17 protein-coding genes and 1 pseudogene are annotated in these 20,602 nt (G+C 68.4%); 14 read left to right on the forward strand and 4 right to left on the reverse strand.

What is annotated here, in order from left to right:
* Nucleotide 1 precedes the first annotated feature (1 nt).
* From pelG to AC1DKD_RS11740, 4 genes are all read left to right on the forward strand, one after another.
* Nucleotides 2-1,372 (forward strand): exopolysaccharide Pel transporter PelG, encoded by a 1,371-nt coding sequence (gene pelG, locus AC1DKD_RS11725; RefSeq protein ID WP_035870095.1) that lies wholly within the window; start codon nucleotides 2-4, stop codon nucleotides 1,370-1,372.
* Between the two features lie 249 nt (nucleotides 1,373-1,621).
* Nucleotides 1,622-2,368, forward strand: a complete 747-nt coding sequence (locus AC1DKD_RS11730) for a response regulator transcription factor (RefSeq protein ID WP_441635493.1) — start codon at nucleotides 1,622-1,624, stop codon at nucleotides 2,366-2,368.
* An 85-nt stretch (nucleotides 2,369-2,453) separates the two neighbouring features.
* Complete coding sequence (locus AC1DKD_RS11735) at nucleotides 2,454-4,226, forward strand: FecR family protein (RefSeq protein WP_441635495.1); 1,773 nt, start codon at nucleotides 2,454-2,456, stop codon at nucleotides 4,224-4,226.
* Nucleotides 4,216-6,630: a CHASE2 domain-containing protein gene (locus AC1DKD_RS11740; protein WP_477143304.1), complete on the forward strand. Its 2,415-nt coding sequence runs from the start codon at nucleotides 4,216-4,218 to the stop codon at nucleotides 6,628-6,630. Before AC1DKD_RS11735 ends, AC1DKD_RS11740 begins: the two co-directional genes overlap by 11 nt.
* A gap of 17 nt (nucleotides 6,631-6,647) precedes the next feature.
* Here the strand turns inward: AC1DKD_RS11740 and AC1DKD_RS11745 are convergent, their stop codons facing one another.
* Nucleotides 6,648-6,860, reverse strand: coding sequence for a hypothetical protein (locus AC1DKD_RS11745; RefSeq protein WP_477143305.1), 213 nt, complete (start codon nucleotides 6,858-6,860; stop codon nucleotides 6,648-6,650).
* A gap of 241 nt (nucleotides 6,861-7,101) precedes the next feature.
* Here AC1DKD_RS11745 and AC1DKD_RS11750 point away from each other — a divergent pair, with 241 nt between their 5' ends.
* Nucleotides 7,102-8,094 carry a helix-turn-helix domain-containing protein gene (locus AC1DKD_RS11750; protein ID WP_441635501.1) on the forward strand — a complete coding sequence of 331 codons (993 nt, stop codon included), beginning with the start codon at nucleotides 7,102-7,104 and terminating at the stop codon, nucleotides 8,092-8,094.
* 360 nt (nucleotides 8,095-8,454) lie between these two features.
* On the opposite strand, the gene AC1DKD_RS11755 is transcribed toward AC1DKD_RS11750, so the two are convergent.
* A complete protein-coding gene (locus tag AC1DKD_RS11755; RefSeq protein WP_441636599.1) occupies nucleotides 8,455-9,246 on the reverse strand; it encodes a crotonase/enoyl-CoA hydratase family protein in 792 nt (263 codons plus the stop codon).
* Nucleotides 9,247-9,446: 200 nt separating this feature from the next.
* Here AC1DKD_RS11755 and AC1DKD_RS11760 point away from each other — a divergent pair, with 200 nt between their 5' ends.
* The 6 genes from AC1DKD_RS11760 to AC1DKD_RS11785 all read left to right on the forward strand — a co-directional run bounded on the left by AC1DKD_RS11760 (nucleotide 9,447) and on the right by AC1DKD_RS11785 (nucleotide 15,742).
* A complete protein-coding gene (locus tag AC1DKD_RS11760) occupies nucleotides 9,447-10,244 on the forward strand; it encodes a PaaX family transcriptional regulator (protein WP_441636597.1) in 798 nt (265 codons plus the stop codon).
* A gap of 201 nt (nucleotides 10,245-10,445) precedes the next feature.
* On the forward strand, nucleotides 10,446-11,894 hold the full coding sequence (gene zwf, locus AC1DKD_RS11765; RefSeq protein ID WP_441636601.1) for a glucose-6-phosphate dehydrogenase: 1,449 nt from the start codon (nucleotides 10,446-10,448) through the stop codon (nucleotides 11,892-11,894).
* A gap of 61 nt (nucleotides 11,895-11,955) precedes the next feature.
* Complete coding sequence (gene pgl / locus AC1DKD_RS11770) at nucleotides 11,956-12,636, forward strand: 6-phosphogluconolactonase (protein ID WP_441636595.1); 681 nt, start codon at nucleotides 11,956-11,958, stop codon at nucleotides 12,634-12,636.
* Nucleotides 12,637-12,640: 4 nt separating this feature from the next.
* Complete coding sequence (glk, locus tag AC1DKD_RS11775; protein WP_477101778.1) at nucleotides 12,641-13,654, forward strand: glucokinase; 1,014 nt, start codon at nucleotides 12,641-12,643, stop codon at nucleotides 13,652-13,654.
* Nucleotides 13,655-13,676: 22 nt separating this feature from the next.
* On the forward strand, nucleotides 13,677-14,387 hold the full coding sequence (locus AC1DKD_RS11780) for a response regulator transcription factor (RefSeq protein ID WP_477143306.1): 711 nt from the start codon (nucleotides 13,677-13,679) through the stop codon (nucleotides 14,385-14,387).
* A complete protein-coding gene (locus AC1DKD_RS11785) occupies nucleotides 14,387-15,742 on the forward strand; it encodes an ATP-binding protein (RefSeq protein WP_441636589.1) in 1,356 nt (451 codons plus the stop codon). The genes AC1DKD_RS11780 and AC1DKD_RS11785 overlap by 1 nt, the downstream gene beginning before the upstream one ends.
* Nucleotides 15,743-15,760: 18 nt before the next feature.
* Here AC1DKD_RS11785 and AC1DKD_RS11790 read toward each other — a convergent pair whose 3' ends face one another.
* Complete coding sequence (locus AC1DKD_RS11790) at nucleotides 15,761-16,696, reverse strand: 2-hydroxyacid dehydrogenase (RefSeq protein ID WP_477143307.1); 936 nt, start codon at nucleotides 16,694-16,696, stop codon at nucleotides 15,761-15,763.
* 246 nt (nucleotides 16,697-16,942) lie between these two features.
* On the opposite strand from AC1DKD_RS11790, the pseudogene AC1DKD_RS11795 reads away from it, so the two are divergent.
* From AC1DKD_RS11795 to AC1DKD_RS11805, 3 genes and pseudogenes are all read left to right on the forward strand, one after another.
* Nucleotides 16,943-17,482, forward strand: a pseudogene (locus AC1DKD_RS11795) (SDR family oxidoreductase); the annotation flags it as partial.
* A gap of 126 nt (nucleotides 17,483-17,608) precedes the next feature.
* Entirely contained in the window at nucleotides 17,609-17,998 is a 390-nt protein-coding gene (locus tag AC1DKD_RS11800) for a YfeK family protein (protein WP_441636583.1), read from the forward strand.
* Between the two features lie 318 nt (nucleotides 17,999-18,316).
* Nucleotides 18,317-18,607, forward strand: a complete 291-nt coding sequence (locus AC1DKD_RS11805) for a hypothetical protein (protein ID WP_441636581.1) — start codon at nucleotides 18,317-18,319, stop codon at nucleotides 18,605-18,607.
* 76 nt (nucleotides 18,608-18,683) lie between these two features.
* Here AC1DKD_RS11805 and AC1DKD_RS11810 read toward each other — a convergent pair whose 3' ends face one another.
* Entirely contained in the window at nucleotides 18,684-20,090 is a 1,407-nt protein-coding gene (locus tag AC1DKD_RS11810) for a class II fumarate hydratase (RefSeq protein ID WP_441636579.1), read from the reverse strand.
* Nucleotides 20,091-20,602 lie beyond the last annotated feature (512 nt).

The raw sequence follows: 20,602 nt of genomic DNA on the forward strand, positions 1-20,602 counted from the left end.
AATGGCGGGGATTGGTTTCGAACTACGCAAGATGCTGCGGCGGGACAGCCTGTCGGGCATGCTCGGCGCGTACGCCTATGCCGGCATCATCAGCTCCGGGCCGTGGGTCCTGTCGATTGTCGGCATCCTGCTGATCGGCCTGCTGAGCCTGCCCTTCGTGGTGCCGGGCAGCCTGGTGACACAGTTCCAGGTGTCGGTGACCTACCTGATCGCGGTCAGCCTGATCCTGACCGGGCCGATGCAGCTCTCGTTTACCCGCTTCACATCGGACCGGCTGTTCGAGAAGCGCGATGGCCTGGTGCTGTCGAACTACCACGCGGTGGCCCTGCTGGTCACGGTGCTGGCGGGCGCGGCCGGCATCGGCTGCGCGCTCTTCGCCTTCCAGGGCCAGTCGGTGCTCTACCGGCTGCTGATGACCGCGGGCTTCGTGGTCATGAGCAATATCTGGATCGCGGTGATCTTCCTGACGGGCATGAAGCAGTACAAGGCTATCGTCTGGACCTTCCTGCTTGGCTATACGCTGACGGTGGCGGCGGCGCTGGCATTGCGCGGCTATGGCCTTGAAGGCCTGCTCCTGGGTTTCGTGGCCGGGCAGTTGAGCTTGCTGACGGCGATGGTGGTGCTGATCTACCGCAACTACACCAGCCAGCGCTTCATGTCGTTCGAGGTGTTCCAGCGGCGCTATGCCTACCCGAGCCTGATGGCGATCGGGCTGCTGTACAACCTTGGCATCTGGCTCGACAAGTTCATGTTCTGGTATTCGCCGTCCACCGGACAGCAAGTGATCGGACCGTTGCACGCATCGATCATCTACGACATCCCGGTGTTCCTGGCCTACCTGGCGATCATCCCCGGCATGGCGGTGTTCCTGGTGCGCATCGAGACGGACTTCGTCGAGTACTACGACGCCTTCTACAACGCCGTGCGCGGCGGCAGCTCGCTTGAGCATATCGAGGATATGCGCAACACCATGGTGCAGACGATCCGCCTGGGGCTGTACGAGATCGTCAAGGTGCAGGCCATCGCGGCGCTGCTGCTGTTCGTGGTGGGCAGCTGGGTGCTGGGGGCGCTGGGCATCTCGGAGCTTTACCTGCCGCTGCTGTATGTGGACGTGATCGGCGCCAGCCTGCAGGTGGTGCTGCTCGGGGTGCTCAATATCTACTTCTACCTCGACCGCCGGCGCGAAGTGCTGCTGCTCACCGGGCTGTTTGTGATCCTCAACCTGGCGCTCACCGCGGTGACGCTGCAACTGGGCCCGGCCTGGTACGGCTACGGTTTCGCGATCTCGCTGCTGGTCGTGGTGGCGCTGGCTGTTTACATGCTCGACCGCAAGCTCGATCGCCTCGAGTACGAAACCTACATGCTGCAATAATGGTGCTACGCCCCGGGGGGCGGGGGCGATGCGGGTGCGCGGTACCCCCCCCACGCCAGTCTTGGCGTGGCGACGCCCGATTCTGTACCATTCCCCCCTACGCGCCTGGCCTGGCCTGCTCGCGCTCGCGCTTTCTCCCTGACGGAAAACGCGGGATGAACGCAGCAGTTGCGCAGGAGTTGCGCAGGAGTTGCGCAAGAAGTGCGCAGGAAGTGCGGGGCGGAACATGGCGGCAAGGAAGAGGTAAGTATGAGAATAGCTTCGGTGGAAGACGACAAGAGCCAGTCCGAGCTGATCCAGCAGATCCTGGTCTCGGCAGGCCATGAGTGCGAGTGCTTCGCCAATGGCAGCACGTTCCTGCGGGCGCTGCGCGAGCAGGCGTTCGACCTTCTTGTCGTGGACTGGCAATTGCCCGATACGAGCGGTCTCGAGGTGGTGACTTGGGTACGGCAGAACTCCGGTCCCAATCCGCCCATCCTGTTCCTGACCAGCCGCGCGATGGAGGAAGACATCGTCGCCGGGTTGGGCGCCGGCGCCGACGACTACATGATCAAGCCGATCCGGCGCGCCGAGCTGGTGGCGCGTGTTTCCGCCTTGCTTCGCCGCACCTATCCGCAGGCGCAGCAGGACAGCGCGGTGATCCGGGTGGGCAACTACCGTGTGGATCCGCAAGCGCGCACCGTGACCTGCGGCGAGAACAAGGCGGAGATCTCGCCGCGCGAGTTCGACCTGGCCCTGTTCCTGTTCCGCAACCTTGGCCGCCTGGTGTCGCGCGAGGTGATGGAACAAGCTGTCTGGGGCCGTGACATCGGGGCGGGCTCGCGCACGCTCGACACGCATATCTCGCGCTTGCGGATCAAATTGGCGCTGCGGCCCGAGAACGGCGTGCGCCTGACCTCCGTGTATTCGCACGGCTACCGTTTCGAAGCCGCGGGAGACGGTGACAAGCAGGAGCACCAGAATACCCCGGACGCTTTGGGCAAGCCGGACTTGTAGGGTTTGCAGGACTTGCACGACTTGCAGGGGTTGACGGATTTGTGGGATTCGCAGGGTTTGCAGGATAAGCAGGAAGACTGAGTTTATGAAGTGGTTCGAAATGGCGGCAGGCAGGAAGCGCGGCATCGCAGTGCGATCTGGCGAGGCGGGTGCGAAGGGCGCAATCGATGCAATCGGCGCAATCGGCGTGGCCGGATGGATTGGTGTGCTGGGGGCCGCGTGGCCGCTCGACGCCGCCGCGCAGGCAGCGGGCACAGAGGGCGCCAACTTTATCTATCTGGTTCGCCCGGGCGACACGCTCATCGGCGTGGCCGACCGTTTCATGGCGCAACCCGCCCGCTGGCGCGAGTTGCAGGCACTGAACAAGGTGGCGGACCCCTACCGCCTGCCGCCCGGCATGCGCCTGCGCATCCCGCTGGTCCACATTCCGGTCACCAACGGCACCGCCCGCGTGGTGTTTGTGACAGGGCCGGCCAGCGCGGATGGCCGCGAGCTGCAGGCTGGCATGGAACTCGCCGAAGGCGCCCGCATTGAAACCGGCGCAGGCGGCACCGTCACCATGGAACTGGGCGACGGCTCCCGCGTCACGCTGCCGCCCGCCTCCAGGATGGAAGTCAGCAGGCTGCGGGCCTTCGCCCGCTCGGGCCTGACCGACGCCGTGTTCGGCGTCGGTCAGGGCGAGGTGGAATCCCGCGTGGCGCCGCGCGGCACGGGCGTCGGGCGCTTCGAAATCCGTACCCCTTCGCTGGTGACTGGCGTGCGCGGCACGCGCTTTCGCGTTGGCACCGAGGCTGGCGCCAGCCAGAGCGCCGTGCTCGAAGGGCAAGTGCAGGCACGCTCGCGCCGTGGCCAGCAGGCGGTGGTGGGCGCCGGCTATGGCGTCAGCGTATCGCCAACGGGCGTGCTGGCGCGGCCGGCCGCGCTGTTGCCCGCGCCGGTGCTGGCGCCGCTGCCCCAGCCCCTGCTGGCCAGCCGCGCCACGGTGAGCTGGTCGCCGGTGGCGAAAGCCGCCGGCTACCGCGTGGTGGTCTCGCGCGATGCGGCCCAGACCGAGCTGCTGTCCTCCCAGACCGTCAGCGCCGAGCAAGCCGCGCTTGAGGACTTGCCCGAAGGCGAGCTCTACCTGGGCGTAAGCGCGCTGGATGCCACGCACCTCGGCGGCGCGGGCGTGGTGCTGCCGTTCGCGGTACGGCTCAACCCGCCCCCGCCTTTTACGCTGGAGCCCGAGCGCAACGGCACTGCGTACGGCGAGACGGTCACGTTCGGCTGGGCCGAGGTCGCCAGCGCGGCGCAATACGAATTCGAAGTGGCGGCCGACGCGGACTTCAGGCAGGGCGCCATGCAGGCGCGAAGCGCCGCGCCGTCGGCCAGCCAGGCGCTCGCGCCGGGCCGCTGGTGGTGGCGGGTACGCTCGCTTGACGCCGGTGGCCAGCCCGGTCCCTGGAGCGAGCCGGGGGCGTTCGCGCTGGAACCGTCGCCGCCGCAGCCGCGCCTGGAGGACGATGGCGGCGACACGCTGCGCATCGCCTGGCCGGCAGCCGGCGCCGCCGGCGCTGCGCAAGCCTACCGGCTGCAGATGGCGTCCGACGAAGCCTTTACGCAGATCGTGGCGGACGTGCGCACGGAAACGAACGAAGGCCGCTTGCCCCGTCCTGGCAGCGGCACGTATTTCGTGCGGGTGGGGCGTGAGGGCGCAGCGGCTGCCGCAACCAATGCCGCAACCAATGCCGCTACCGTTAGCCCGGCAGCGCGGCCGCACTTCTCCGCGCCCCAACGCATCGAGGTGAAGCAGTATGTGCGCGATGCGCAGGGCCAGCCCGTGAGCGCTGGCGGGCGTCTGCTCAATCGTGCCAACTAGCCTGGCCCGGCTGGCCGCGCGCGCCGGCTCGCGCGCGCACTCCGTGCGCCGTGTGTTGGCGCGCATCCTGGCTGGCTATCAGCGCCGCACGCTGATCGAGTGGGCCGTGCTGACGGCCGCGGTGCTGGCGCTGGTGGTGGCTTGCGCCGCATTCGGCTGGAGCGAGCGCGCCGACACGGCGGTCTACGACCTGTCTGTCGCGGCCCAGCATCACGCCCCCAGTGACGACATCGTGATCGTCACCATCGACGATCCCAGCATCTCCGCCATTGGCCGCTGGCCCTGGCGCCGCTGGGTGCTGGCCGACCTGATCGGGCGCATCGCGGCCGATGCCCCACGCGTGATCGGCGTCGACGTGATCCTCTCCGAGCCCGACCAGTTGCATCCCGAGGACGACCGCGCGCTGGCAGGCAGCATGGCGCGCGCGGGCAACGTGGTGTTGCCCGCGCTGGCCGAAGCGGGGCAGGATGGCCTGATGGTGCGCTATCCGCTGACCGGCCTGGGCGCCGGGGTGGGGCACATCAATATCGCGGTGGACCTCGACGGTATCGCCCGCCAGGTCTTCCTGCAGGAAGGGTTGCCGGGCCGGCAACTCAATCATTTCTCGGTCGCGATGGTCGGTTTCGGCGAGCCGCCGCGGCCGGTGTCCAGCTACCGGCACGACGACCAGGCAAATGACCTGGGCGCCGATGGCTGGATGCGCAACTACCGGTTGCGCATTCCATTTGCCGGGCCGCCCGGCACGTTCCGCCTGGTTYCGGTGCTCGATGTGCTGGGCGGCGCGCTGCCCGCGGATTTCTTCCGCGGCAAGTCAGTGCTGATCGGTGCGACCGCGAGCGGGCTGGGCGACGTGTTTCCCACGCCGGTATCCCGCAGCGGGCATGGCATGAGTGGCGTGGAAATCATCGCCAACGCCATGCAGACGCTGCAGAACGACAGCGCCATCGTCACCTTGCCCGCGCCGTGGTTCTGGCTATGCACCCTGCTGCCGGTACTGCTGGCGAGCCTCGCCTCGCTGGCGACGACGCCGCGCAACGCGCTGCTGGTCACTGCGGTGCTCCTGATTGGCTCGCTGGCCGCCAGCCTGCTGCTGGTGGTGCTCGGGCACCTCTGGTTCGCGCCGGCCAGCGCCCTGCTGGGTTGCAGCCTGTTCTACCCGCTGTGGAGCTGGCGGCGCCAGGAAGCGGCGCTGAAGTTCCTCACGGATGAGCTGGCGCAGCTGGAGCAGGAGCCGGGCCTGCTGGCCATGCCCGCCGGCGAGGGCGAATCCGGCCGCAATCTGGATACCCGCATGCGCGCGGTGTACCGCATGACCACCCGCTTGCGCGACCTGCGCCAGTTCCTGTCGGACGGGCTGGAAGGCCTGCCGGAAGCCACCGTGATCTGCGATCCGTCGGGGCGCGTGCTGCTGGCCAACCGGCGTGGCCTGCTGCTGGCGCCGCGCACGCTCGGGCCGCTGGCCGACATGAGCGCGCCGCGCCCCGGCATTCGCGAAATGATCGACGAAGTATTCGCCCAGCCCAAGGCAGGGCTGGACTATTGGGACCAGTTGCGCAGCGCTTTTGCCGACGGCGAGGCCGTCCACGCGGAGCCGGCGCAGGCCCCGCCCGGCGTGGAACTCGAAGCCCGCGGCGAACGTCCCATGCTGCTGCGCGGCGCACCGCTGCGCAGTGACACCGGCGGCGTGGCCGGCCTGATCGTCAGCGTCATCGATATCACCCAGGTGCGCGTGGCCGAGCGGCGGCGCGAGGAGTCCCTGCGCTTTATCTCGCATGACATGCGATCCCCGCAGTCCTCCATCCTCGCCCTGATCGACCTGCAGAACGAGCCCGGCCGGGCGCTGCCCGAGGCGACCCTGCTGGCCCGCATCGGCGAGCACGCCAGCCGCACGCTGGACCTGGCCGACGACTTTATCCGGCTGGCCCGCGCAGAGGCGCCGCACCTGAGCTTCGTCGAAGTCGACCTGGCCGGCGTGGTGCTGGACGCCACCGACGAACTATGGGCGCTGGCCAGCGCCGCGCGCATCGCGCTAAAGATCGAGTTGGAAGAGGAACAGACGCAGGTGGTGGCCGAGCCGGTGCTGCTGGTCCGGGCCATTGCCAACCTCGTCAGCAATGCGATCAAGTTCAGCCCGCCGCAGAGCACCGTGACGGTGCGCCTGTACCGCGTGCCCAAGGGGCTGGCGATCGATGTGGCGGACCAGGGCAGGGGCATTGCCGAGGAAGACCAGGGGCGACTGTTCCAGCCCTTCGCGCGTCTGCACGGCACCGGCCGCGACGCGCCCGCCGGCAGCGGGCTTGGCCTGGTGTTCGTCAAGACGGTGGTGGAGCGCCACGGCGGAGAGATCAGGCTGGTCAGCGCCACGGGCGCCGGCGCCACCTTTACCATCATCCTGCCCTGTTGAGCAGGGTGCGCCGGCGCTCAGCGCGGCGTGTTCGCGGCCGTATGCTGCCCAGCGTGGCTGGCGGCGGGCACGGTGGCGGTAGCGATGGCGCGGCTATCCATCTGCCGGACCTTGCGCGCAGCGCGCTGCTCGTTGTCGTCCTGCAGTGTGACGCACAGCACGGTGATCAGCGCGAACCCCACCATGCAAAGCGCGACGTAGCCCAGCAACTTGTTGCRATTGGATCCCATATCGATGCCCGCTTTGAATAGCGCCGCATTCTAGGCGGCCTTCGCCGCGGTTATTGTCAACAAATGCAAAGGTGGTTTCCGGGCAAACCCTGCCGTGGCGCCGGCTTGTTGCGCCGTGCATCGACGGCGGCCCGGGCCAGCTATACAATCGTTGCGCAGTCCCGCACCTGAAAGCCTTGGCGCGCGTGGCCATGCCAGGCCGGCGCCGATGGTGTTGATTGGCCCCCACAGGCTGCCGCCCATGCCCAGCAACACAGAGCCCCTCGACACAGGCGCCGGCGCGCGCCCGGTACGCCACCTGGTAGCCACCGAGGCAACCATGGCGGCAGGCGGTCTCGACGGCTGGCAGCAGCGCTACCAGCAACTCACGCCGGGGCGTTTCCTTGCCGAAGTGCAGCAGGCTACCTACGGCGACGTCCACGTATTCCGCGAACAGACCAACCAGGCCTTGCTGGAAGAGGGCGAGGCGCGGCGCGGCTATCTCTCCATTGCCCTGCCGCACCGCGAGTGCCAGGACGGCTGGTTCGCCGGCTACCGCATGAGCGGCGATACCGTGCTGCAGGCAGGCAATGGCAAGCCGCTGGCCATGCGCACGCCACCGGGGCTGGACCTGCTTGGCGTGACCTTGCCCTTGCCTGCGCTGGAGCGCGTGCTGGAACGCGAGGGGGAGGCCGGTCTGCTGATGCGCTTGCAGCCGGCTACCGAGGTGCGGCGTGCCGCTTCGGAAGAGTTCCGCGCGGCGATGCTGGCGGTGCTGGCCGCGGCAGCGGTGCAGAGCGACTTGTTCAATCAACGGTTTGTTGAAAGCGCGATGCGGGATGCTTTGCTGATGGCGGTGGTTTCCACCCTTGCGCATGACAGCGGTGATGCCTTGCTGCCTACGCCGCCGGCGCGGCGGCGGCTGGTTGCGCAGGCCTATGAGATGGTGCGGGCTGCGCCGGAGGCGCCCTGGAGCGTGCTGGCGCTGTGCGAGCGGCTCGGGGTTTCCCGGCGGACGTTGCAATACAGCTTTAACGAGGTTACCGGGCTGGCTCCGTTGGAGTTTGTGCGGGCGGTGAGGATGAATGGGGTGCGGCAGGCGTTGCGGGGGCGGCAGGCGGCGGAGTTGGAGGGGGTGGGGGCTGTGGCGGCGCGGTGGGGGTTTACGCATTTGCCGCGGTTTGCGGCGCAGTATCGGGCGTTTTTTGGGGAGTTGCCGTCGGTGACTGTTTCTAGGTCAACGTCAAAGGCTTAACTGCTTAACTGCTTAACTGCAAAGTCAAAGGCGGTTTCACCCCCCTGCGGGGGGCGACCTACTTTCTTGTCTTGCCAAGAAAGTAGGCAAAGAAGGCGCCCCATACGGCCTGGTACACCTTGACGGCTCGCTTCGCATCGCGCTGGGGTGTGGACCGCCCTTGGGGGCGCTCCACACGGCTGCACCGAATCGTTGTCTGGGTGCGGCGCTCTTGTTGTGGTCCTCGGATATTGAAGGTTGGGGAACTCGCGCGAGTGAGATCTGGGCCATCTGGCTGTCTTATTGCTTACGCAGAAACGGGTACGCTTTGGTCGTCCGGGCTGCGTTTATCCCGGATTCGCGCGTGTATCGGTGCGTGTGTCAGCCGGTGAAATCGCCGTGCCGCCCGGCGCCGCCGACAAAGCGGGCGGCGCCCTGGATGCCTTCCTGGAAGACGATCGGCGCGCCACTGGCGCCTTCGGCTCGCAGGGCGTCGGCCAGCGGCAGGTCCCATTGCCCATAGGCGGAGGCGCGGTCCGTCAGCATGCAGCTTTGGGGAAAGGCGGCCAGTTCGTGCGCCAGCGCTTCGGCGGCGGCGCGGGCCTGGCCCGGCTCTACGAGGCGGTTGGCCAGTCCCATGGCCAGCGCTTCCTCGGCGGGCACGGCGCGGCCGGTGAGGATCAAGTCGAGCGCGCGGCCCATGCCGACGATGCGCGGCAGCCGTACCGTGCCGCCGTCGATCAGCGGCACGCCCCAGCGCCGGCAGAACACGCCGAAGACAGCGCCGCGCTCGGCCACGCGCAAGTCCGCCAGCAGCGCCAGTTCCAGCCCGCCCGCCACCGCATAGCCGCTGACCGCCGCGATCAGCGGCTTGGACAGGGCCAGCCGGCTCGGGCCCATCGGGCCCGCGCCGCCGCCTTGCGGATCGAGTTCGTGGCGCCGTGCGGGGTCGCCCACCGCCGACAGGTCGGCACCGCCGCAGAAATGGCCGCCCGCGCCCCACAGCACCGCCACGCGCAGGGCCGGGTCGGACTCGAAGTGCGCGAAGGACTCGCGCAGCGCCAGCGCCATGGGACCGTCCACGGCGTTGCGCTTGTCGGCGCGATCCAGAATGATGGTGAAGACCGGGCCGTCGCTTTCGGTCCTGACATACGGGTTGGGCTTAATATCCATGCTCGCGTCCTCGGTGCCTGGGATTGTTAACGTGCTTATCAAGTGGCGATGGGGTGTTGGTTAGGTGTTTTTCCAAATACCAAAATATTTCATAGAATGATATATATGTGGAATTAGAAGAAATATTTGTGGTTTACCCTTCACCGTTCACGCTGCCGACACTGCACTTCTTGCCGCCCTTATTGCCCCCGCTGCCGCTCATGCATGAAATAGAGATCCGCGAGCCCTCCGCCACCGACCTGGTGCTGGACCTGCTCTTCGGCCACCCGGAACGAACCCTGCCGGTGCAGGCGCTGGCGCGCGGCGCCGAGGTGATGGGCATCGGCACGCCCAGCGTGCGCGTGGCGCTGACGCGGCTGCAGCGCCAGGGCCGCATCGTCAAGACGGAGCGCGGCTGCTACGCGGTGCTGCCGGAGGGCAATCCGGTCTATGACGAGGTCGAGCACTGGTTTGAAAAGGAAAGCCGGCTGGAACACTGGGCGGGCGACTGGCTGGTGGTGCAGGACGCCGCAGTCGCGCGCAGCGAGAAGACCGCGTGGCGGCATCATGCGCGCGCGCTGGCGCTGTGCGGCTTCCGCACACTGGCGGCCGGCATCAATGTGCGCCCCGACAATCTCGCCGGCGGCGCCGTGGCGACGCGCTCGGCGCTGACCCGGCTGGGCATGGCCGGTGCCAGCCTGCTCTTCGTCGGCCGCGAGTTCGACGCCGATGCCGAAGCGCGCATGGAACAACTGTGGGACGTGCCGGCGCTGCAATCGGCCTACCGCCGCGCGCTGGCGCAGCTGGAGCGCAGCCAGTCCAAGCTGGCGCGCATGGCGCCCGACGCCGCCGCGCGCGAGACCATGCTGGTGGGCCGCGCCATCATCCGCGCCATCGTGCGCGATCCGCTGCTGCCCGAGGCCATCATGGACCCGGCGCCCCGCCGCGCCCTGATCGAGGCCACCCGCGCCTACCAGTTACAGGCGCGCGGCCTGTGGGTGACGCTGCTGGACGGCTGATCGCGGCCCGGTGCCCGCCGGGAGGCGTATGCGCACCATGCCTCGCCAAGCGGCGGCGACTCACGTAAACTGGCCGGAACTTATGCGGCGCATCGTGTCACTCAGTCAAGTGACGCGCACTGGCGTTGCCGGGACCTCACGGGCCCCGCCAGGTGCTTGCGCCGCATCTACGCTGGCCAAGACAAGGAGTACAGGGTGAGCATGCCCGATTTCGACATGGTGCTGTTCGGCGGCACCGGAGACCTGGCGCGGCGCAAGCTGCTGCCGGCGCTGTTCGATGCGCACCGGGCGGGTCTGCTGCACCCGAACGCGCGCATCCTTGCCACCGGCAGCCATCCCCTGACCACCGAGGACTATGTCGGCTCGCTGGAGCAAAGCGTGCGGCCCGGCCTTGAGCATGCGCCCCCGGAAACCTGGGCCAGTTTCCTGGCCCGCATCAGCTACGTGCAGGCGGATGCCCGCGAGCCGGCGCACTTCGATGCGCTGGCGCAGAAGGTCCTCCAGCGCGCGCCCGAAGTGGTGGTGTGCTATCTCGCCACGGGCCCGCACATCTTTGTGCCCATCTGCGAGCAACTGGCGCGTACGGGGCTCAATCATTCCAATGTCCGCATCGTGCTGGAGAAGCCGCTCGGGCACGACCTGCATTCTTCCGATGCGATCAACTCGGCGGTGGCGCGGTTCTTCGCCGAAGACCAGATCTATCGCATCGACCACTATCTCGGCAAGGAGTCGGTGCAGAACCTGATGGCGATCCGCTTCGGCAATGCGCTGTTCGAGCCCCTATGGCGCCGCGAATGGGTGCAGGACGTGCAGATCACCATCGCCGAGGAGCTTGGCGTGGAAACGCGCGGTGACTTCTACGACAGTACCGGCGCGCTGCGCGACATGGTGCAGAACCACCTGCTGCAATTGCTGTGCATGGTGGCGATGGAGCCGCCCACCAGCCTGTCCGAAGATGCTATCCGCGACGAGAAGATCAAGATACTCAAGGCACTCAAGCCCATCACGCCGCAGGACGTGGCCGAGAAGACCGTGCGCGGGCAGTATCGCGCCGGCGCGGTGGGCGGCAAGCCGGTGGTGGGCTACCTGGACGAGAAGGGCATCGCGCCCGACAGCCATACCGAGACCTTCGTCGCCATCAAGGCCGAGATCGCCAACTGGCGCTGGTCCGGCGTGCCGTTCTACCTGCGTACCGGCAAGCGCATGCAGTCGCGCGTGGCGGAGATCGTGATCCACTTCCGCGATGTGCCGCATGCGATCTTCCCGCGTCCGCTGACCCTGTCGCCGCAGAACCGGCTGGTGATCCGGCTGCAGCCCGAGGAGAGCATTCGCCTGTATTTCCTGGTCAAGCAGCCCGGCGATACCGTGGCGCTCACCGGGACCTCGCTTGACCTGGACTTCGCCAACTCCTTCAAGGTGCGGCGCGCCGGCGCCTACGAGCGCCTGCTGCTCGATGTCATCCGCGGGCGGCTGGGTTTGTTCGTGCGGCGCGACGAGCAGGCGCAGGCCTGGCGCTGGGTCGAACCCATCCTCGATACCTGGGCGGACAGCACCGTGCCGCCCAAGCCGTATACCGCCGGCACCTGGGGGCCGGCCGCTTCGTCCGCGCTGATGTCGCGCGACGGCTCGCTCTGGCACGAAGAGGTCTAGCCGCGGCTTTGTTTGCAGGTTCTTGCAAGCCTTGCCAACCATCACTCGAACAGGAGAAACCATGCGACGCTACGAACATACTTCCGAGGCGGACCTGGCCGAAGCGATGGCGATCTCGGTGGCCCACGCGCTGGAGACTGCCATCGGCGTAAACGGCTGGGCGGTGCTGGCGGTATCGGGCGGCCGCTCGCCGGTGCCGCTGTTCGAGCGCCTGCGCCACCGCACGATCCGCTGGGACGCTGTCACTGTCACGCTGGTCGACGAGCGCGTGGTGCCGCCGGACCATGACGACAGCAATGGCGCGCTGGTGCGCCGCCACCTGCTGCGCGAGGCCGCGGGCAAGGCGGCCTTCGTGCCGCTGGTGGCCGATGCCGCCGAGGTGGCCGATCCGGCGAGCGCGGTGGCGCGCCTGAATGCGGCCTGGCGGCAGCCCGACGTGGTGGTGCTGGGCATGGGCGAGGACGGCCACACCGCCTCGCTGTTTCCCGAGGCGCCCGAACTGCAGCAGGCGCTGGCCGACACGCAGCCGGGCTACCTGGTGACGCATCCGCGCGAGGCGCCGCACGCGCGCATCACGCTGAACCTGGCGGCGTTGCTGGCGGCCGACCGCGTTTTCCTGTCGTTCGCGGGGCCGGCCAAGGCAGCCGTGTTCGCCAGCGCCTGCAAGGGGCCCACGCCGGCGCTGCCCGTCAGCCTGGTGCTGAGCCGGCATCGCCACGGCACCGATGTCTTCTCGGCCTGACGCCATGCAAGGCTATCCGCGCTTGCTGGGCGATGTCGGCGGCACCAATGTGCGCTTCGCGCTGGAGACCGCGCCGCAGCGCATCGGCCCCGTGACCGCGCTCAAGGTGGCGGATTTCCCCTCGCTTGAGGCTGCCATGCTGCACTACCTCGGCGGGCTGCCGCCCGGCAGCGCCAGGCCGCGCTACGCGGCGGTCGGCCTTGCCAATCCCGTGACCGGCGATCGCGTCAAGCTGACCAATCACGCCTGGGCGTTTTCCATTTCTGAGATGCAGCGCTCGCTCGGCTTCGACCTGCTGCTCGCGATCAACGACTTCACCGCGCTGGCGCTGGGTCTGCAACACCTCGGCGAGCAGGACCTGACGCTATTGCGCCCGGGCACCGCCGTGGCCGGCGCGCCGCGCGCGCTGGTCGGGCCCGGCACCGGCCTGGGTGTGTCCGGACTGGTGCCGGCGCGCTCGGGCCCGGCCGTGGCGCTGGCCGGCGAGGGCGGGCATATCGAGCTGATGCCGGAGACCGAAGACGAATGGACCGCCTGGCGCGCGGCCCACCAGGCCTTCGGGCGCGTCTCCGCGGAACGTCTTTTGTCGGGCATGGGACTGTCGCTGACACACGCCGCGCTGCACGCAGAAACGGGTACGCCCCTGGCGCGGCAGCTCGCACCGGCGCAGGTAACGGAAGGCGCGCTCCACCGGCACGACCCGGTCTGCGAGCGCGCGCTCGCCGTGTTCTGCGGCCTGCTGGGGTCCGTGACGGCCGATATTGCGCTGGTGCTCGGCGCGCGCGGCGGCGTCTACCTGGGCGGCGGCATCCTGCCGCGCTTCGTGCCCGCGCTGCGGGCGTCTGCCTTCAACGCGCGGTTTGCCGCGAAGGGCCGCATGCGCGCCTACCTGGAAAACCTGCCGGTTTACGTGATCACCGCCGGCTTCCCGGCCCTGCCAGGACTGGCGCAGGCGCTGGCCGAGGCGATGGCTCACGGACTCCCCGACGCACAATCCAATCCAACCAGGCCAGCCTGAACCGGAAGAACTGACAAYGCGAGTGCTGCTGGTGGAAGACGACGCCATGATCGGCGATAGCGTGAAGCTGGCGCTGCGCCAGGAAGGCTTCGCGGTGGACTGGGTACAGGATGGCGAGGCTGGCCTTGCCGCCGCCACCCAGTCGGGCGGACCGGACGGCGAAGCCTGCTACGCGCTGATCCTGCTCGATCTCGGCCTGCCCCGCCGCTCCGGCCTGGAGGTGCTGGCCGCGCTGCGCGCGCGTGGCGTGAACACGCCGGTGCTGATCCTGACCGCGCGCGACGCGGTGGCCGATCGCGTCGCGGGCCTCAATGCCGGCGCCGACGATTACCTCGTCAAGCCCTTCGACCTGCAGGAACTGGCCGCGCGCATGCATGCGCTGATGCGCCGCGCCGAAGGCCGCGCGGAGCCGCTGCTGCGCTATGGCGGCATCGTGATCAACCCCGTCACCCGCGAAGTCACGCTCGACGGCGAGCCGGTGCGCTTGTCGGCGCGCGAGTTCGGCTTGCTGTCCGCGCTGCTGGCGCGGCCCGGCAAGGTGTGGTCGGTGGCGCAGCTCGAAGAGCGCCTGTACGGCTGGGGCGACGAAGTGGGCAGCAACACGGTGGAGGTCTACATCCACGCGCTGCGCAAGAAATTCGGCGCGGCGCTGATCCGCAATATCCGCGGCGTGGGCTATGTGGTGCCGAAGCTGGAGGACGGCGCGCCGTCTTCGTCCGGGAGCGCGGGCTGATGCGTTCCATCCAGAGAACCCTGCTGTGGTGGCTGGCGCTGGGCCTGCTGGCCGGCATTGCCATTGCCACCTTGCTGATCTATGGCCAGGCCCGGCAAGAAGCCAATGCGCTGTTCGATTACCAGATGAAGCAGGTAGCCGCCGCGCTGCCCAGCCAGTTCGCCAATCCGGTCACGCCGTTGTTTACGCCGCCGGAGCCGCCCGGCGGCAGCCTGTTCCATGCGGACGAGGACGTGGTGATCCATATCTGGGACGGCTCGGGGCGCAGCCTCTATCTCTCGCACACGCATCCGGCCCTGCCGCCGCGGGCCGAGCTGGGCTTCTCTAATGTCAGGACCGACGAAGGCGAATGGCGCATCTACAGCGTGCAGCTCGGGCCTGCCGTGGTGCAGATCGCCCAGCCCATGTCGGCGCGCAGCCAGGTGGCCGCGCGCATGGCGTTGCGTACTGTGGCGCCGTTGCTGTTGCTGCTGCCGCTGATCGGCTGGGTGGTCTGGCTTGCCGTGGGGCGTGGCTTGCGGCCCTTGCGGGAGATCGCCGCCGGGGTGCGACAGCGCGACATCAATGCTCTGGCGCCGCTGGCCGTCAGCAGCATGCCCGACGAGATAGCGCCCCTGACCGAGGCGCTCAACCAGTTGCTGGCGCGGCTGTCGCACGCCATTGATACCCAGCGTGCCTTCGTCGCCGACGCCGCGCACGCGCTGCGCACGCCGCTTGCGGCGCTGCAACTGCAAGCCCAGCTGGTGGAGCGCGCCGACACGGCCGAGGCACGCCAGGAGGCCGTGCGCAAGCTGCGTCAGGGGCTGGAGCGGTTGACGCATCTGGTGGCCCAGTTGTTGACGCTGGCGCGCCAGGAGCCAGGCGCCGCGGCGCCGCCGCATGAGCCGGTGGACCTGCGCGCGCTGGCGCAAGACGTGGTGGCCGAGATGACCCAGGCCGCGCTCGATCGCCAGATCGACCTGGGGCTGGATGCCGGCGCGGATGCCGGGCCGGCTATCGTGCGCGGCGATGCGGATGCGCTGCGCATCCTGCTGACCAACCTGGTCGACAACGCGCTGCGCTACGTGCCGGCCGGCGGCAAGATCGATGTGCAGGCCTGCCGCGTGAAGGCCGTGGCGGCCGGCGCGGCCGCGGACACGGTGCAACTCGTGGTGCGCGATGACGGTCCGGGGATTCCGGCCGCCGAGCGCGCGCGCGTGTTCGACCGCTTCTACCGTGTGCCGGAAGCCCCCACCGGAGGCAGCGGGCTGGGTCTGGCCATTGTGGCGGAGATCGCGCAATCGCACGGCGCGCGCGTCGCGCTGGAAGACGCGGCGCCGGGGCTGCGCGTACGGGTGGAATTTCCCGCGGGCTGAATCRCGCCGCCTCCCGTATCAGCCTACCGGCGTGAGTACCGGCTCCCCGGCAAAGTGCAGCCGGCTGTTCTCCAGGAACTGCCGCACCGATGCCGCGATGGCTTGCGGCGACCAGCCCGCCATGTGCGGGGTCAGGACCACATTGGGGCAGTCGAACAATTCGGCCGGCGGCTCGGGCTCGGTCTCGTACACGTCGAGCCCGGCGCCGCCGAGCTTGCCTGCGCGCAGGGCGTCGGCCAGTGCCGCGGTGTCGAGCACGCTGCCGCGCGCGATATTGACCACGAAGCCGCCCGGGCCGAGCCGGGCCAGCACCCCGGCGTCGACCAGGTGCCGGGTGCCGGAGCCGCCGGGCGTTGCGATCACCAGGTAGTCGGCCCATTCGGCCAGCGCGCCAGGCGTATCGAAATAGCGGAACGGCGCATCGCCGCGCGGCGTGCGGTTGTGATAGCCCACTTCCAGGTCGAAGCCCAGCCCGCGCTGCGCGATGCGCCGCCCGATGGTGCCCAGGCCAAGGATGCCCAGGCGCTTGCCCGACACATTGGGGCGCAGCGGCAACGCGGTGCGCCACTTGCCGGCGCGGGTGGCCTGGTCCAGCACCGGTATGGCGCGCACGCTGGCCAGCAGCAGCGCCATGGCGTGGTCCGCCACGCAGCTGTCGTTGGTGCCGGCGCCGTTGGCGACCGTGATGCCGCGCGCCCGCGCATGGGCCACGGCGATGTTCTCGTAGCCGGCGCCCAGCGCGCACACCAGCTCCAGCGCGGGCATGGCGTCGATTTCGGCGGCGGTTAGGCCCGCCGAGCCGATCGTCAGCACCGCGCGTACGCTGGCGCCGGTCTCCTTGATCTGGGTGGTGCGGCTGGCGCTGTYGGGCGCGTAGCGTACCTCGTATTGTTCGGCAATCCAGGAAAGGTGTTCGGTGCTGACGTGGCTGAGGACGAGCAGGAGCGGCTTCATGTTGGGCGGGATGTTCTGGGACCGCCGGCGACGGGCGGAAAGAGGGCGGCTGGCTCCAGGGGCGGGGCCTAAGCTGCACCGCGGCATTGTAGCGGCGCTGCGCCAGGCTTGCCGGCGCGGGGCGGATGGGGGCCGATTATCAAATTTCCGCCAAGAGTGCTTCCAATCCAGGGTGGATGATCGGACGGCGCCGCATGATCATAATGACCGGAACGGAGGAGGCCTTCCCTTCTCCCTCATCGGTCGCTGGACATCACCGACGACGCCAGCGTGGCGCAATTCATGAGCACCGCCGAACCGTGGGACCACGTGGTGATCTCCGCCGCGCAAACGCCGACCGGCCCGGTGCGCCAGTTGCCGCTGGCCGACGCTTATGCCGCGATGGACAGCAAGTTTTGGGGCGCCTACCGCGTGGCGCGCGCAGTGCCGATTCGCGCGCGGGGCTCGCTGACGATGGTGTCCGGCTTCCTGGGCGTGCGCCCGAGCAAGGCCTCGGTGCTGCAGGGTGCGATCAATGCCGCGCTGGACGCGCTGGGCCGCGGGCTGGCGCTGGAGTTGTCGCCGGTGCGCGTCAATACCGTGTCTCCGGGCCTGATCGCCACGCCGTTGTGGGACAAGCTCGACGGCGCCGCGCGCCAGGCCATGTACGAGAGCGTGGCCGCGCGCCTGCCGGCGCAGCGCATCGGCCAGCCCGAGGATGTGGCGCAGGCCATCCTCTACCTGGCCGGTACGGGGTTTGCGACGGGTTCGACGGTGCTGGTGGATGGCGGCGGCGCCATCGGCTGAGCCTCGCACCGAGGCGCCGAACGCACGCAGAAACGGGTACGCTTTGCCGCCGGGACGGCCCGGCATGACTTGAAGTGGTTGAGGAATGCCGTTCTAATGCGGCGGATGCGACTTCCTGGTCCCCCAATGAAACCTGCCTTCCTGTCTGCCTTGTTGTTAGCCACTGCTCTGGCGATCCCGGCCGCCCCCGCGGCGGCGGCCGCGCCGTCCCCTGCGACGCAGGCTGAGGTGAGCCACCTGTTCTCCTATCTCGCCGGCTCGAATTGCCAGTTCAACCGCAACGGCAGCTGGTATTCCGCGCCAGACGCGGCCGCTCACCTGAAGAAGAAATACGACTACCTCGCCGACAAGGGCGCCGTCACCACTAGCGAACGCTTCATCGAGCTGGGGGCTAGCAAGAGCAGCGTCAGCGGCAAGCCCTACCTGGTGAAGTGCGGCCAGGCGCAGCCGGTGGAGAGCGGCCCCTGGCTGGGCGCCGAACTCGCACGCTATCGCCAGAAGGCGGCGGGCAAGTAGGCCTGGCCGGACCGGCGCGCCGACCGTCGGCAAGACGCTTTTCCGGCGCTTGCGGGCGCGTTTGCAGGTGCGCAGAAACGGGTACGCTTTTGCATTCCGGCACGCCGGACCGGATCGTGCGGCTGTGTCAGACAGTTACCTATGGCGGCTCGGCATTCGCCGCACCATACTTCCCCTCGGACGGTACCCCAGGCGTATCGGCCAATGTGTCCTCAAGGCCCGGCGCGCTACCTGCCGCGCGGGGTTCCTCTCAGGCGCATGTGATGCCGGTCCAGGCATGGTTTATCCAGGCGGCAGGTTTGGCTAAGGAGACTCCGGATGCAGACCGTCATATCCCATCACGAAAGCGAAAACCAAAACGAGAGCGAAAGCAGTCGCGTGCCGGCCGCCACCTGGCGCCGGCTGACGCACCGGGCCGGCGTGGCCGTGGCGGTCTGCAGTGCCCTCGCGGCGCTGGGCTGGATTGCCTGGATCTGCTGGCGGCTGGTCGGCGTGGGTTCGCCAGGCAGCATGAGCTTTGTCGACGCCTTGGTGGTCCTGGTGATGCTGGTGTTCACCTGTGGCGCTGCCGTGGCCGTCTGCGCCGTGTGCGAAATGGGGCAGCGCTGAGCCGGCGGGCCGGCCTGATTTCGCCACGATAGCCGGGCACTTTGCACCGGACGGGGCGCATGGGCGGCGTGGCACCTCAGGTTTCCTGCGTCATCCCGCTCAGGTCTATCCATGCTTCGAACTGGGCCTCGGTAACATGGCCCGACGCCAGTGCCGCCTCGCGCAGCGACAGGTTCCGCCTGACCGCCAGGCTGGCAATCTCGGCGGCGCGGTCGTAGCCGATGTGCGGATTGAGCGCGGTTACTGGCATCAGCGAGCGCGCCAGCAGTTCGGCGATGCGCTCGCGATCCGGTTCCACGCCTTCCACCATGTGCGTGGCAAAGCTCGCGGTGGCGTCGGCCAGCAACGTGACCGATTGCAGCAGGCTGTACGCAATCACCGGTTTGTAGGCGTTGAGCTCCAGCGTGCCAAGCCCGTTGGCCAGCGTGATGGCGGTATGGTTGCCGATCACCCGGCAGCACACCATGGCCAGCGCTTCGGCCTGGGTCGGGTTGACCTTCCCCGGCATGATCGAGGAGCCCGGTTCGTTGGCCGGCAGCACCAGTTCGGCAAGACCGGCGCGCGGGCCGGACCCAAGCAGCATGAAATCGCGCGCGATCTTCAGGAAGGACGACGCCGTGGTGTTGAGCGCGCCCGACAGGTCGGCCAGCGCATCGTGCGAGGCCTGCAACGCGTACCGGTTGGGCGCGGGCTCGAACGGCAGGCCGGTGAAGTCGGCCAGCGCGCGCGCGAACACGGCGGCAAAGCCATGCGGCGCATTGAGTCCGGTGCCCACCGCCGTGCCGCCCTGGGGCACCGGCATGGCGCGCAGCATGGCATGCTGCAGGCGCGACTGGGCATCGCCCACCTGGGCCTCGTAGCCGGAGAATTCCTGGCCGAGCGTCAGCGGCACGGCGTCCTGCAAGTGCGTGCGGCCCACTTTGACGATGTCGGCGAAGGCGTCCACCTTGCGCCCGAAAGCCTGCCGCAAGGTCTCCAGCGCAGGCAGCAACAGCAACTGGATCGTGCGGGCGGCGGCGATATGCATCGCGGTGGGAAAGCTGTCGTTGGAAGACTGGCTGGCGTTGACGTGATCGTTGGGATGCACCGGCTTCCTTGAGCCCGGCTCGCCGCCGAGCAGCTGGATCGCACGGTTGGCAATCACCTCGTTCAGGTTCATGTTGGTCTGGGTGCCGGAACCCGTCTGCCAGACCGAGAGCGGGAATTCGTCCGGCCATTTGCCGGCGATGACCTCCTGCGCCGCCTGTTCGATGGCATGGGCCAGTTCGGGCTTGAGCACGCCCAGTTCGCGGTTGGCGCGGGCCGCGCAGAGCTTGAGGATGGCAAAAGCTTCGATCAGCGCCGGCGGCATTTTCTCGGTGCCGATGCGGAAGTTCTGGCGCGAACGCTCGGTCTGCGCCCCCCACAGGTGCCCGGCCGGCACCGGCACGTCGCCAAGGCTGTCCTTTTCGATCCGGGTGGCGGCTGGCTTGCGCTCGGACATGGCATTCTCCTGTTCGGTCGGCGGACGGCTCCGAAAAAGATCCTGGCTTTGCCGCGCCGGCTGGAAGTGCAATGCGTCCTGGCCGCAGCGGCGGGTTGCGGGCTCAGGCCTTTAGAATACGCCGCGCCGCCGCGGTTCGTTGTCCGCAGGCATGAATGTCAATCCCCGTATGCGGGGAAAAAATACACAAGGGAGCCGCTTATTTCGCTCCTTGTTTTATAGAAGCAAGCATAAATTCCATGCAAACGCTAAATGTCGGGACAACTCGCGTTGCGCCCCGGACCTGCCGGCCTGCGTCGCGGGCCGGCGCGGCGAAAGCTGTCGCATATCCCCGCTTGTGGAGGGGGAGGGTTCACGCCGAAGCCGGAAGCTGTCAGTCTGTCGACGCCCGTCCGCCCCGGCCGGCCAGTCTGTTGGGGCGGAGTGGCTGATAACACATTTCAACCTGCATGGTGTGATCGTAGGGCATCTTTTTTTGCGAGCTCACGGAGCTGCATGTTGCACGGATGAAA

Source organism: Cupriavidus sp. 05T313 (genome assembly GCF_056396665.1).

Excerpts from the sequence above, each read along its gene's own strand:
- AC1DKD_RS11760 (WP_441636597.1), top strand. The coding sequence starts at position 9,447 with ATGCATGAAATAGAGATCCGCGAGCCCTCCGCCACCGACCTGGTGCTG.
- zwf (WP_441636601.1), top strand. The coding sequence starts at position 10,446 with ATGCCCGATTTCGACATGGTGCTGTTCGGCGGCACCGGAGACCTGGCG.
- AC1DKD_RS11785 (WP_441636589.1), top strand. The coding sequence starts at position 14,387 with ATGCGTTCCATCCAGAGAACCCTGCTGTGGTGGCTGGCGCTGGGCCTG.
- AC1DKD_RS11735 (WP_441635495.1), top strand. The coding sequence starts at position 2,454 with ATGAAGTGGTTCGAAATGGCGGCAGGCAGGAAGCGCGGCATCGCAGTG.
- pelG (WP_035870095.1), top strand. The coding sequence starts at position 2 with ATGGCGGGGATTGGTTTCGAACTACGCAAGATGCTGCGGCGGGACAGC.
- AC1DKD_RS11800 (WP_441636583.1), top strand. The coding sequence starts at position 17,609 with ATGAAACCTGCCTTCCTGTCTGCCTTGTTGTTAGCCACTGCTCTGGCG.
- AC1DKD_RS11810 (WP_441636579.1), bottom strand. The coding sequence starts at position 20,090 with ATGTCCGAGCGCAAGCCAGCCGCCACCCGGATCGAAAAGGACAGCCTT.
- AC1DKD_RS11755 (WP_441636599.1), bottom strand. The coding sequence starts at position 9,246 with ATGGATATTAAGCCCAACCCGTATGTCAGGACCGAAAGCGACGGCCCG.
- glk (WP_477101778.1), top strand. The coding sequence starts at position 12,641 with ATGCAAGGCTATCCGCGCTTGCTGGGCGATGTCGGCGGCACCAATGTG.
- pgl (WP_441636595.1), top strand. The coding sequence starts at position 11,956 with ATGCGACGCTACGAACATACTTCCGAGGCGGACCTGGCCGAAGCGATG.
- AC1DKD_RS11730 (WP_441635493.1), top strand. The coding sequence starts at position 1,622 with ATGAGAATAGCTTCGGTGGAAGACGACAAGAGCCAGTCCGAGCTGATC.
- AC1DKD_RS11805 (WP_441636581.1), top strand. The coding sequence starts at position 18,317 with ATGCAGACCGTCATATCCCATCACGAAAGCGAAAACCAAAACGAGAGC.
- AC1DKD_RS11750 (WP_441635501.1), top strand. The coding sequence starts at position 7,102 with ATGCCCAGCAACACAGAGCCCCTCGACACAGGCGCCGGCGCGCGCCCG.